Source organism: Nonomuraea rhodomycinica, assembly GCF_013363995.1.
Taxonomy (GTDB): domain Bacteria; phylum Actinomycetota; class Actinomycetes; order Streptosporangiales; family Streptosporangiaceae; genus Nonomuraea; species Nonomuraea rhodomycinica.
The window spans coordinates 193,580-205,725 of record NZ_JABWGO010000003.1; the positions used below are offsets into that span (position 1 = coordinate 193,580).

At 70.4% G+C, this 12,146-nt stretch carries 12 protein-coding genes; 8 read left to right on the top strand and 4 right to left on the bottom strand.

All coding sequences use genetic code 11. From position 1 onward, the window contains the following. Nucleotides 1-92: 92 nt before the first annotated feature. Together HT134_RS16665 and HT134_RS16670 are read right to left on the bottom strand one after the other, a co-directional pair. Nucleotides 93-581 carry a hypothetical protein gene (locus tag HT134_RS16665; protein WP_175601299.1) on the bottom strand — a complete coding sequence of 163 codons (489 nt, stop codon included), beginning with the start codon at nucleotides 579-581 and terminating at the stop codon, nucleotides 93-95. 192 nt (nucleotides 582-773) lie between these two features. Continuing rightward, entirely contained in the window at nucleotides 774-1,889 is a 1,116-nt protein-coding gene (locus HT134_RS16670; protein WP_175601300.1) for a GNAT family N-acetyltransferase, read from the bottom strand. A 55-nt stretch (nucleotides 1,890-1,944) separates the two neighbouring features. On the opposite strand from HT134_RS16670, the gene HT134_RS16675 reads away from it, so the two are divergent. The 4 genes from HT134_RS16675 to dop all read left to right on the top strand — a co-directional run bounded on the left by HT134_RS16675 (nucleotide 1,945) and on the right by dop (nucleotide 7,661). Further along, nucleotides 1,945-2,805 (top strand): tRNA (adenine-N1)-methyltransferase, encoded by an 861-nt coding sequence (locus tag HT134_RS16675; protein WP_175589534.1) that lies wholly within the window; start codon nucleotides 1,945-1,947, stop codon nucleotides 2,803-2,805. A 204-nt stretch (nucleotides 2,806-3,009) separates the two neighbouring features. Continuing rightward, entirely contained in the window at nucleotides 3,010-4,773 is a 1,764-nt protein-coding gene (gene arc / locus HT134_RS16680) for a proteasome ATPase (protein ID WP_175589533.1), read from the top strand. A gap of 144 nt (nucleotides 4,774-4,917) precedes the next feature. After that, the gene (locus HT134_RS16685; RefSeq protein ID WP_175601301.1) at nucleotides 4,918-6,060 is read left to right on the top strand and encodes an acyltransferase family protein; all 1,143 of its coding nucleotides are present in this window, start codon (nucleotides 4,918-4,920) and stop codon (nucleotides 6,058-6,060) included. An 86-nt stretch (nucleotides 6,061-6,146) separates the two neighbouring features. Next, entirely contained in the window at nucleotides 6,147-7,661 is a 1,515-nt protein-coding gene (dop, locus tag HT134_RS16690) for a depupylase/deamidase Dop (protein ID WP_217707963.1), read from the top strand. 75 nt (nucleotides 7,662-7,736) lie between these two features. On the opposite strand, the gene HT134_RS16695 is transcribed toward dop, so the two are convergent. Continuing rightward, nucleotides 7,737-8,144: a hypothetical protein gene (locus HT134_RS16695; protein ID WP_175601302.1), complete on the bottom strand. Its 408-nt coding sequence runs from the start codon at nucleotides 8,142-8,144 to the stop codon at nucleotides 7,737-7,739. 147 nt (nucleotides 8,145-8,291) lie between these two features. Between HT134_RS16695 and HT134_RS16700 the strand changes: the two genes are divergently transcribed. Together HT134_RS16700 and HT134_RS46990 are read left to right on the top strand one after the other, a co-directional pair. Further along, complete coding sequence (locus HT134_RS16700; RefSeq protein WP_175601303.1) at nucleotides 8,292-8,501, top strand: ubiquitin-like protein Pup; 210 nt, start codon at nucleotides 8,292-8,294, stop codon at nucleotides 8,499-8,501. A 32-nt stretch (nucleotides 8,502-8,533) separates the two neighbouring features. Further along, nucleotides 8,534-8,668 (top strand): hypothetical protein, encoded by a 135-nt coding sequence (locus HT134_RS46990; protein WP_281387533.1) that lies wholly within the window; start codon nucleotides 8,534-8,536, stop codon nucleotides 8,666-8,668. Between the two features lie 225 nt (nucleotides 8,669-8,893). Here HT134_RS46990 and HT134_RS16705 read toward each other — a convergent pair whose 3' ends face one another. Continuing rightward, on the bottom strand, nucleotides 8,894-9,982 hold the full coding sequence (locus tag HT134_RS16705) for a DNA polymerase IV (RefSeq protein WP_175601304.1): 1,089 nt from the start codon (nucleotides 9,980-9,982) through the stop codon (nucleotides 8,894-8,896). 179 nt (nucleotides 9,983-10,161) lie between these two features. Between HT134_RS16705 and prcB the strand changes: the two genes are divergently transcribed. After that, a complete protein-coding gene (prcB, locus tag HT134_RS16710) occupies nucleotides 10,162-11,010 on the top strand; it encodes a proteasome subunit beta (RefSeq protein ID WP_175601305.1) in 849 nt (282 codons plus the stop codon). Between the two features lie 20 nt (nucleotides 11,011-11,030). Next, entirely contained in the window at nucleotides 11,031-11,945 is a 915-nt protein-coding gene (gene prcA / locus HT134_RS16715) for a proteasome subunit alpha (RefSeq protein WP_175601306.1), read from the top strand. The last annotated feature ends 201 nt before the right edge of the window (nucleotides 11,946-12,146 follow it).

Sequence of the window (12,146 nt, forward strand, 5' to 3'; positions counted from 1 at the left end):
GACGTGAAAGGCCCGTAGCCGGAGGTGGCGTGAAGGGCGTCGCAGGGGCGCCCGCCCGTTCTCACCGCGCGCCGGCGGCGTGGCGGCCCTGGTCAGCGTGAGGCGGCCGGGTGGCCCTCGCCGAAGGCGTGCACCCCGCGCAGCAGCCGAGCGGCCGCGTCCAGCCCGCTGGCCGCCTCCAGGGCGCGGCCCCCGGCGGTGGCGAGCCGGCTGAGCAGGTGCTCGTCATGGTCGCCGAAGTCCCGCCCGGCCACCCACAGCCGCAGGTGCTCGCGGACCGCCAGCGGCACCGGGGACGCCAGGAATCCCGGCTCGCCCGCCGGGACGTCCCGCGGCAGGCGCACCGGCCGGTCCGACGCGGTCAGGAGCTTGAGCACCCCCGACCCGGCCAGCCAGGGCAGCACCCGCGACGGGTCGCCGGGCGGCGCGTGGACGTGGACGGCGTGGGCGGTCTCCCGCAGCGGGTCCACCCGGACGAGTCCGGCGTACCCGGTGCCGGAGAGGGAGGCCGCGGCGTGGGCCAGCAGGTCGGCCAGCGCCGCCGCGTCCGGGCAGGCGAACGAGCGGATGAGTTCGTGCACGGTGACATGAGCGCGGTTGCCAGGCATCGACGTTCCCTCCGTGGGAGGGTGAGAGATCGCGTTCTTGGTCACGCGATCTACGGGTGCGGTGACCCGGAGTATTCTCCGAGACCCGCCCGTTGACCAGACCTCAACGGGAAAGACCGATTTCTGCCAACCGCGGCGTGCTCCCGCGGAAAGCGCGTGCCGGCCTCACCGGGCGAGGGCGGGCGACGCCGGGCGGGACCGCAGCCGCACCCAGTGGACGTCGTCGGCCCGCGTGCCGTCCCGCGTCAGGAACAGCTCCCGGTGCACGCACTCCTTCTCGAACCCGGCCCGCCGCAGCACGGCGTGCGACGCCTCGTTGGCCGCGTTCGTGCCGGCCGTGACCCGGTGCAGCGGGGTGTGCGCGAACGCCCAGTCCACCAGCAGCCGTACGGAGCGCGTCATGAGGCCGCGGCCGCGGAACTCCTCCAGCAGCGAGTAGCCCACCATGGCCTGCCCCATCACCGGCGTCACCTGCATGAGCTGCACGTGCCCCGCGAACGCCCCGGACGCGGCGTCGCGGATCGCCAGCTCGATCCGCTGCCCGGTCACCCACCAGTAGCCGGTGTTGCGGCAGCGCCGCTCGATCTCCTCCAGCGTGGCCACCGGGCCCACCGCGTAGACCACCGTGCTGGCCTCGGCCATCATCCGCTGGAAGTCCCGGGCGTCGCCGACCTCCATGGGCGTGAGCCGGACCACGCCGTCGGTCAGCTCGCCGCCCTCGAACGGCGGCAGGTACGACGGCGCCTCCTCGCCCGCGTCCAGCGCCAGCCGCCCGAACAGGACGAGGTCGGTCAGCCGCCCGTCACGCGTCTCCCGCGCGTCGCGCAGCCGCCCCTCCTCCCGGAAGCCGGCCTTCAGCGCCACCCGCAGCGACGAGAGGTTCTCCACCTCCGCCTTCAGCTCCACCCGGTGGACGCCCTGGTCGAACAGCCACTGGGTCACCGCCCGCACGGCCGCCGTGGCCACGCCCTTGCCCCGCGCCCACGGCGCGACCAGGTAGCCGATCTCGACCGCGCCCCACCGGTCGGGCGGCGACACGCGCACCGCCCCGGCGTAGGCGCCGTTCTCGGCGACGGTGAACTCGGCGCCGCCCTCCTCCCACGTGCGCGCCGCCACGGCCAGGTGGTCGCGGGCGTCCTGCTCGGTGTACGGGGTCGGCAGCACGGGCAGGAAGCGCGCGGTCACCGGGTCGCCGCACGTGGCGGTCATCGCCTCCACGTCGGCCTCCTCGGGCGCGCGCAGGACGAGGGATCCGGTGGACAGGACGGCACGAGGCAGCATGACCCATACATATCGCGCGTCAGAGGCCGGTCGAAAGCCCTATAACCTTGCCGCCATGGGTTTCCGCAGGCATGGGCCGTTCCAGGTGGGGGATCAGGTGCAGCTCACCGACCCCAAGAACAAGCGTCACACGTTCACGCTCAAGCAGGACGGCGTCTTCCACACGCACAAGGGCGCCATCCCGCACAGCGACCTGATCGGGCAGCCGGAGGGCTCCGTGGTGCGCTCCTCGGGCGGCACCCAGTACCTCGCGTTCCGGCACCTGCTGCAGGACTACACCCTGGCGATGCCGCGCGGCGCCGCGGTGATCTACCCGAAGGACGCCTCGATGATCGTCGGCATGGCCGACATCTTCCCGGGCGCCCGGGTCATCGAGGCGGGGGTCGGGTCGGGCGCGCTGACCTGCTTCCTGCTGCGGGCCGTCGGCCCCGAGGGGCACGTCACCTCCTACGAGCGCCGCCAGGACTTCGCCGACGTCGCCCGCGGCAACGTGGAGAAGTTCTTCGGCACCGAGGAGGACGGCCCGCTGGCCAACTGGCGGCTGGTCGTCGGCGACCTCGTCGCCTCGATCGACGAGGTCGACGTCGACCGCGTCATCCTCGACATGCTGGCCCCGTGGGAGTGCGTGGACGCCGCCGCCAAGGCGCTGACGCCCGGGGGAGTGATCTGCTGCTACGTGGCGACGACCACGCAGATGTCCAAGACCGTCGAGGTTATCCGCGATCACGGGAGTTTCACGGAGCCCCATGCGTGGGAGACCCTGGTTCGCGACTGGCATGTCGAAGGACTCGCCGTACGGCCCGATCACCGGATGATCGGCCACACGGGGTTCCTCGTCACCGCCCGCCGCATGGCGGACGGCGTCACACCCCCGCCACGTCGCCGACGACCGAAGGGAACCACCGAAGAACTATGACAATTCGGCCACGAGGCTTCTTTGGTGCGTGAGACGGGAACAAGCCGCCGGGTTACCGCGCTGGCAGGATTAAACGCACAATCGAGGATTATTCACCGAACACTGAATGTCACTCTACGAACACTGCCCGGCCAGGTTACGGAGGGGCCCGAGATAGGTAAGGTCCTAAGTAGTCGCCCTCGACTGGGAAGGAGGTGACGGGGCGTGGCAGCTCGCGATGATGCAGAGGCTCGAGCCGCGCAGCGCGAACGGGAGGTCGCTGATCTTTCAACACAGGTCTCCTTCCTGCAGGAGGAGATCACCGCGCTGAGGCGGAAGCTGGCCGAGTCACCCCGTCAGGCCAGAGTCCTCGAAGAGCGCCTTCACGAGGCGCAGGCGAACCTCGCGGCCGTCACCGGCCAGAACGAGCGCCTGGTCGCCACGTTGAAGGAGGCACGGGACCAGATCGTCGCCCTCAAGGAGGAGGTCGACCGGCTGGCGCAGCCGCCATCCGGCTTCGGCACCTTCCTGGAGGCCCGCGAAGACGGCACGATCGAGGTGTTCACCGGCGGCCGCAAGCTGCGGGTGAACGTCAGCCCGGCCGTCGACGTCGACTCGCTGCGGCGTGGCCAGGAGGTCATGCTCAACGAGGCCCTCAACGTGGTCGAGGCCCTCGGCTACGAAGAGGTCGGCGAGATCGTCATGCTCAAGGAGCTCCTCGACGAGGGCAAGCGCGCCCTGGTCATCTCGCACGCCGACGAGGAGCGCGTGGTCCGCCTGGCCGACTCGCTGGTGGGCCAGCCGATCCGAGCCGGCGACTCCCTTCTGCTGGAGCCCCGCTCCGGCTACGTCTACGAGCGCATCCCCAAGTCCGAGGTCGAGGAGCTCGTCCTGGAGGAGGTCCCCGACATCTCCTACGAGGAGATCGGCGGCCTGTCCCGGCAGATCGAGCAGATCCGCGACGCCATCGAACTGCCCTACCTGCACGCCGACCTGTTCCGCGAGCACCAGCTGCGCCCGCCCAAGGGCGTGCTGCTCTACGGCCCTCCCGGCTGCGGCAAGACGCTCATCGCCAAGGCGGTCGCCAACTCCCTGGCCAAGCAGGTCGCGGAGAAGACCGGCCAGTCCGGCAAGAGCTTCTTCCTCAACATCAAGGGCCCCGAGCTGCTCAACAAGTACGTCGGCGAGACCGAGCGGCACATCCGCCTGGTCTTCCAGCGGGCCCGGGAGAAGGCCTCCGAGGGCACTCCCGTCATCGTGTTCTTCGACGAGATGGACTCGATCTTCCGCACCCGCGGCTCGGGCGTGTCCTCCGACGTCGAGAACACCATCGTCCCGCAGCTGCTGTCGGAGATCGACGGCGTCGAGGGACTGGAGAACGTCATCGTCATCGGCGCCTCCAACCGCGAGGACATGATCGACCCGGCGATCCTGCGGCCCGGCCGCCTGGACGTCAAGATCAAGATTGAGCGGCCGGACGCCGAGGCGGCCAAGGACATCTTCTCCAAGTACCTCGTCGCGGACCTCCCGCTGCACCCGGAGGACCTCTCCGAGCACGGCGGCTCCCGCGAGGCGACCATCCACGGCATGATCCAGAGCGTCGTCGAGCGCATGTACACCGAGAGCGAGGAGAACCGCTTCCTCGAGGTGACCTACGCCAACGGCGACAAGGAAGTCCTCTACTTCAAGGACTTCAACTCCGGCGCGATGATCCAGAACATCGTCGACCGGGGCAAGAAGATGGCCATCAAGCAGTTCCTCGAGAGCGGCCAGAAGGGCCTGCGGGTGCAGCACCTGCTCACGGCCTGCGTGGACGAGTTCTCCGAGAACGAGGACCTGCCCAACACCACCAACCCCGACGACTGGGCCCGCATCTCCGGCAAGAAGGGCGAGCGGATCGTCTACATCCGCACCCTCGTCTCCGGCAAGCAGGGCGCCGAGGCCGGCCGTTCCATCGACACCGTCGCCAACACCGGCCAGTACCTGTAATCGCGACCTCGTCACCTCGAAGAGGGCCGCGCGGATCCACCCGCGCGGCCCTCTCGCGTTCCCGCCCCGAGCCAAAATCCGGACATGGCGTGTGAAAGCTGTGACTGGCGGGAACCGAAGTGATCGTCGCGACGTCCAAAGGGCGTGCATCACCACCACCGGCCGCGCCGCGCCCGAGGAACCCGAGGCACCCGAGGAGACGGCAGGCTGGCGGAGCTCGACCTGCTGAGGTTCGTCGCCGCCCTGGCCGTGCTCGCCTTCCACTACCTCGTCGCCTACGCCTCCGTGTGGGGCGAGCGGCCCGCCGAGCTGTTCCCCGCCGCCGCGCCCTTCGCCGGCCTCGGCATCCTCGGCGTCGAGCTGTTCTTCGTCATCAGCGGCTTCGTCATCCTCATGAGCGCGTGGGGCCGCTCGCTGGGCGCCTTCGCCCGGTCCCGGCTCGTCCGCCTCTACCCGGCGTACTGGCTGAGCCTGGCCGCCGTCGCGGCCCTGTACGGCCTCACCGACGCCAAGGCGCTCGACCCGAGACTCAGCCCCGGCGACTACGCCGTCAACGCCACCATGTTCCAGCGGCTGTTCGGCGTCACCGACGCCGCCGGCGTCTACTGGTCGCTCTGGGCCGAGCTGCGCTTCTACCTGATCATGGCGGTCCTCGTCGTCATCGGCGTCACCTACGGACGCGTGCTCGTCCTCGGCGGCCTCTGGCTCGCCGCCGCGCTCGGCGCCGAACTGCTCGGCAACGACCTCCTCAACGAGATCGTCATGCCGCGCTACGCCCCGTACTTCGTCGCCGGCATGGCCCTCTACCTCATCCACAAGCACGGCAGCGCCTGGTTGCCCTGGCTCTACGTCGTGGCCGGCTGGGCGATGTCCCTCCACGCCGCACTCGAACGCGTCCACGGCCGCATCAAGGTCGCCGGCTTCAAGAACATGCCCGTCACCGACGTCTCCGTGATCGTCACCATCACGGTCGTCTTCGCCGTGATGGCGCTGGTCGCGCTCGGCCTCCTCCGGCTCAGACCCTCCAAGGTCCTCACCGCGCTCGGCTCGACCACCTACCCCCTCTACCTGCTCCACTCCGCCGTCGCCGTCGCGCTCGTCCCGCGGCTCACCGGCGCCCTCCCGCCCTGGCTCACCGCCACCGTCACCGCGCTGGCGGCGATCGTCCTGTCGTATCTCGTCTACACCTTTGCCGAACGCCCGATCCAGCGTCTCCTCAGGCCCCGCCGCACAGCAGCGGCCCACCCGGCCCCGGCCGTACAGGTCGAAAAGGCGTCGGTGCCATAACTCTGTGACCCTGGGGCACTGTGAAGGGCATAGGCTCGGGCATATAAACGGCGGATAGGCAGATCCGGACGAACAGAGGGTGTTGCATGACGGTGCGTCGGGTGATGGGCATCGAGACCGAGTACGGCATCTCCGTACCAGGTCAGCCGGGCGCCAACGCGATGGTGACCTCCTCGCAGGTGGTGAACGCCTACCTGGCGGCCTCGGCGGCACGTGCGCGCAGGGCCCGCTGGGACTTCGAGGAGGAGAACCCCCTCCGCGACGCCCGCGGCTTCGACCTCGCACGAGAGGTCGCCGACCCCAGCCAGCTCACCGACGAGGACCTCGGCCTGGCCAACGTCATCCTCACCAACGGCGCCCGCCTCTACGTCGACCACGCCCACCCCGAGTACTCCACCCCCGAGTGCACCAACCCCCGCGCCGCGGTCATCTGGGACAAGGCCGGCGAACGCGTCATGTACGACGCCGCGCAGCGCGCCTCCGCCATCCCGTCCAACGCGCCCATCCAGCTCTACAAGAACAACACCGACGCCAAGGGCGCCTCCTACGGCTGTCACGAGAACTACCTGATGCGGCGCGCCACCCCGTTCGCCGACATCGTCCGCCACCTCACCCCCTTCTTCGTCAGCCGCCAGGTCGTCACCGGCGCCGGCAAGGTCGGCATCGGTCAGGACTCACGCGGCGAGGGCTTCCAGATCAGCCAGCGCGCCGACTTCTTCGAGGTCGAGGTCGGACTGGAGACCACCCTCAAGCGGCCCATCATCAACACCCGCGACGAACCCCACGCCGACCCCGAGAAGTACCGGCGGCTGCACGTCATCATCGGCGACGCCAACATGTCCGAGATCTCCACCTATCTGAAGCTCGGCACCACGGCACTCGTCCTCGCCATGATCGAGGACGGCTTCATCACCCGCGACCTCGCCGTGGACAACCCGGTCCAGGCGCTGCGCGCCGTCTCCCACGACCCCACCTGCCGCTACGAGATCTCCATGCGCGACGGCCGCCGGCTGACCGCCGTCCAGCTCCAGATGGAGTACCTCGACCAGGCGCGCAAGTACGTCGAGGAGCGCGGCACCGCACAGGAGGAGATGAACAAGGACATCCTCGACCGCTGGGAGTCCGTGCTCACCCGCCTGGCCGAGGACCCCATGCAGCTGTCCCGCGAGCTCGACTGGGTCGCCAAGCTGGAACTGCTGGAGGGCTACCGCACCCGCGACAACCTGCCCTGGTCCCACTCCAGGCTCCAGCTCGTGGACCTCCAGTACTCCGACATCCGGCCCGACCGCGGCCTGTACAACCGCCTCGTCGCCCGCGGCCGCATCCAGCGCCTCGTCACCGAGGACGAGGTCCAGCGGGCCGTGGAGAACCCGCCGACCGACACCCGCGCCTACTTCCGCGGGCGCTGCCTGCGTCAGTACAGCGAATCCGTCGCCGCCGCCTCCTGGGACTCCGTCATCTTCGACATCCCCGGCCGCGAGTCCCTGCAGCGGGTCCCCACCCTGGAGCCGCTGCGCGGCACGAAGGCCCACGTGGGCGAGCTGTTCGACCGCTGCCGCACCGCCGCCGACCTGGTCGCGGCCCTCACCGGCGGCGACTGACCTCTCCGCGCGTACGCGAACGGCGCCCCGGAACCCGTCCGGGGCGCCGTTCGCCGATCTCCGGCGTGACCGCTCTCAGATCAGCAGCCCCACGCCCAGCGTCAGCGCGCCCACCGCCAGGCAGGCCCCGCCCGCCACGGTGAGCCCGATCAGGCGGCTCGGCCTCGTGTCGGACGGCCGGATGACCGACAGGAAGAAGCCCAGGGGCATGAGGATGGGCGCCGCCACGACGAGCAGGCGCACCAGCCACTTCAGGCCCTCCGGCAGGCCGGTCTGGTCCACGTAGAGCATGGCCACCAGGCTGAACAGCACCAGCACGCCCGCGTGGGCGTGCCCGGCGCGCCACAGGCCGCGCCGCACGGGGTTGTCGATGTAGCCCGGGACGCCCCGCATGAGGAACTTCAGCAAGGTGACGCCGCCGAAGGCGATCGTCGGCACGGTGATGAGCAGCACACCGGCCATGGTGAGGGAAGCGGGGGACACGTGAACCTCCAGGCAGAGCAGCGCGAACGCATTGGATAGTACAGCTATCTAGACAAACCGGCAAGATCGCCTGCCGATCGGCGCGAAATGTCGTCCGGTTCGGGGAAGATAAGCCTCAAGAGGCAGTCCCCCGAGTGGAGGTACGACATGGCGAGCAGGGACACCGGAGGCCAGAAGCAGGCCGGCCGGCGCGACAGCGACGTCGAGGAGACCGAGGCGTCGGCGGCGTCCGACGTTCAGGAGCGCCAGGAGAAGCTGTCCGACGATGTCGACGCGATCCTGGACGAGATCGACGAAGTTCTCGAAGAGAACGCGGAGGAGTTCGTGCGCAGCTACGTCCAAAAGGGCGGCCAGTAGGCAGAACAGACCGGAAAAATTGAGACAAGGCCGTGGAAAGCGACGAGGGCATGAAGCGGTGCCCGGACTGTGGGGAGGCCACGGCGCTCTCCGAGTTCGGGCGCAACCAGAGCCTGGCCGACGGCCGGGCGCGGCACTGCAAGCCCCGCCTCCCCGGCCACGCGTAAGCCCTGCCACACGCTCATACACCACTCTTGCGGCACCGAGGACGACTTCGAGCGCATACCGGCCGAGCAGGGCGGCCTGTGCGCCATCCGCCGGGTCATCCCGGGCACGTTCGTCGACCGCCGCCACCGCGCCGGCCGCCGACGAGGTGGCCCGGACGCGGACCTGCCTGCCCTCCATCTGTCGCGGCGTCACGCGCCGGCTGAGGCGCGGGAGCGCCCGGCGTTCTATTCGAGGGCGGTCAGGGTGTAGGAGGTCGCTTCGTCGCCCGGTGGGGCGTACTCGACGGCGACGCCGAGCAGGCGTACGGGGCGGGTGAGGTCGAACCGGCCGAGGACGGCGAGGGCGACGCGGGTCAGCTCGTCGGGGTCCGTGGTGGGCGCCGGGAGCCGTGATTGGCGCGTGCGGGTGAGGAACGGGGCGAACCTCACCTTGACGGAGACGCGGACGACGGCGCGTCCGGCGTCGGAGGCGTCGGCGGCGACCTGCCGGGCGAGTGCGGCGACATGGCCGCTGACGGCGGACGGGTCGGTGAGGTCCTGGGGGAAGGTGGTCTCGCGGCTGTGGCCGCGCGGCACCCACGGGGTGGTGGCCACCTCGGACTCGCCTCTGCCGTGGGCGAGGTGGTGCAGCCAGGGTCCGTTGACGGGGCCGAAGTGGCGGGCCAGGTCGGCGGGGTCGGCGGCGGCGAGATCGGCGACCGTGCGCAGGCCCAGGCCGGCGAGTTTGCGCGCGGTCTTGGCCCCGATGCCCCACAGGGCGTCCGTGGGCCGCTCGTACATCTCCTGCGCCCACGTGGCGGTGGTGAGCCGGTGGACGCCGGCGGGTTTGGCGAAGGCGGAGGCCAGCTTGGCCTGGTGCTTGTTGTCGCCGATGCCGACGGAGCAGGACAGGCCGGTGGCGGCGAGGACGGCGCGCCGCAGGTCGGCGGCGAGGGCTTCGGGGTCGTCGGTGCGGGCGCCGATGAACGCCTCGTCCCACCCCCAGACCTCGACCCGGACGGGGAAGCCGCGCAGCGTCGCCATGACCTGTTCGGAGGCGGCCTCGTAGGCGGGTCTGTCGCTGGGCAGGAAGACCGCCTCGGGGCACAGCCGCAGGGCGGTGCGCAGCGGCATGCCGGAGCGGATGCCGTGCGCGCGCGCCTCGTAGGTGGCGGTGGCGGCCACGGTGCGCGGGCGGGTGGGGTCGCCGGAGCCGCCCACGACGACGGGCCTGCCGCGCAGCTCGGGGTGGCGCAGGAGCTCCACGGCGGCGATGAACTGGTCGAGGTCGACGTGCAGGACCCAGTCCCGCCCGGACTCCTCGGGCCCCGTCATGGTGCCAGTATCGCCTGCCGGGGGCCGGCGGGGCGGGCCGAGGGACGATGCGGACGTCTGGCGAGTGTAAAGAAACGATCTGGTGACCGGTTCGCCGTGAGCTGATCGTGGGAAGTGCAGACAGCAACACAACATGAGTAGTGTCGCTCTAGGAACACTGACCTTTGGGAGGGAGTCGCGTGGCATCGCACAGGGATCTGCCCGCCGGCTTGGTGAACCAGCTTTTCCACAACACCGGGAGTTCCTCGTTCACGGAGTTCGTCGCGGCGTACGCGCCTGAGTTGCTGCCGCAGCGTGACAAGGTCCTCGCCACCCCGATCGGTGACCAGGTTCCCCACGCGACCACGATCGTGGCGGCGACCTTCGCCGGCGGTGTGGTGATGGCGGGCGACCGGCGGGCGACGTCCGGCAACATCATTTCCCAGCGTGACGTGGAGAAGGTGTTCCGGGCCGACGACTACTCCTGCATGGGCATCGCCGGCACGGCCAGCACCGGCATCGAGATGGCCCGGCTCTACCGCGTGGAGCTGGAGCACTACGAGAAGATGGAGGGCCGCACGCTGTCCGTGGCGGGCAAGGCCAACCGCCTGGCCACGATGATCCGCGGCAACCTGGGCATGGCGATGCAGGGCCTCGTGGTGGTGCCGTTGTTCGCGGCCTACGATCCCGACCGCGACGAGGGGCGGATCTTCAGTTACGACGTGGCGGGCGGCCCGTACGAGCGTGACCGGTTCGACGCGATCGGGTCCGGCTCGATCTTCGCGCGTGGCGCGCTGAAGAAGCTCTACCGCGACGGGGCCTCGGCCGACGACATGGTGATGACGCTGATCCAGGCGCTGTACGACGCGGCCGACGACGACTCGGCGACCGGCGGCCCGGACGTGACGCGCAAGATCTGGCCGATCGTCTCGGTGATCGACGCCGACGGCTACCGCCGGCTGACGGAGGAGCAGGTGGCGGGCTACGTCGAGCAGATGCTCCAGCAGCGCCTGATCTCCCCTGACGGCCCCATCGCCCCGCTGCGCTAGAAAGGACCATCACGGTGTCCATGCCTTTCGGATATGCGTCCCCTGAGCAGATCATGCGGGACAAGGCGGATTACGCGCGCAAGGGCATCGCGCGGGGCCGCAGCGTCGTCGTGCTCCAGTACGAGGACGGCATCCTGTTCGTGGCGCCCAACCCGTCGCGGGCGCTGCACAAGATCAGTGAGATCTACGACCGCATCGGTTTCGCCGCGGTGGGCCGCTACAACGAGTTCGAGGAGCTGCGGCTCGGCGGCATCCGCTACGCCGACATCAACGGCTACACCTACGACCGCTCCGACGTGACCGGGCGGGGCCTGGCCAACCTGTACGCCTCCAACCTGGGCCGCATCTTCACCGAGTCGATCAAGTCGCTGGAGGTGGAGGTCGTGGTCGCCGAGGTAGGCGACACCTCCGACGGTGACGCCATCTACCGGCTGACCTTCGACGGGTCGGTGTTCGACGAGCACGGTTTCGCCGCGATGGGCGGGCAGGCGGACGCGGTGGCCACGCGGCTGAAGGAGCGTTACCGCGAGGGCATGCCGCTGGCCGACGCGCTGGAGGTGGCGCTGACGGCGCTGACGGAGCCGGGCGGTGAGCGTCCGCCGGTGGCGCAGCTCGAGGTGGCGGTGCTCGACCGCAAGCGTGAGCACCGCAAGTTCCTGCGGCTGACGGGCGCGCGGCTGGAGCGGCTGCTGTCGCAGACGTCCGCGGGCGGTGGAGCGGCTCAGGGGGCGGCTGAGGAGCCGCCGGGAGCCGCTCCTGGCGAGGGCGCCGGGGGAGCCTCGGACGCTTCGGGGTCCTCGGGGTCCTCGGGGTCCTCGGGGTCCTCGGGGTCCTCGGGGTCCTCGGGGTCCTCCGGTCAGGCGGCCCCGCCGGCCGACACGCCGCCGCCCACGGGGCCGGAGGGCGACATCGACGACGGCTCCTCGCCTCTGTAGGAGGTCTGGGCCGGCTTCGGCCGTGGTCGCACCAGCGTGATGGGGTGAGGCCACGGCCGCGCCGGTTTCCCGGGTGCGCCAGGTGGTGTCCGTTCCCACCCGTTCCGGGCTGACGACCGCGTCCTCGAGCCGCGCAGTCCTCGTGGAGACGCCTACAAGCACGCCGAGCCTCGGCCTCGCGCCGCCTCCGCACTCGTCCCG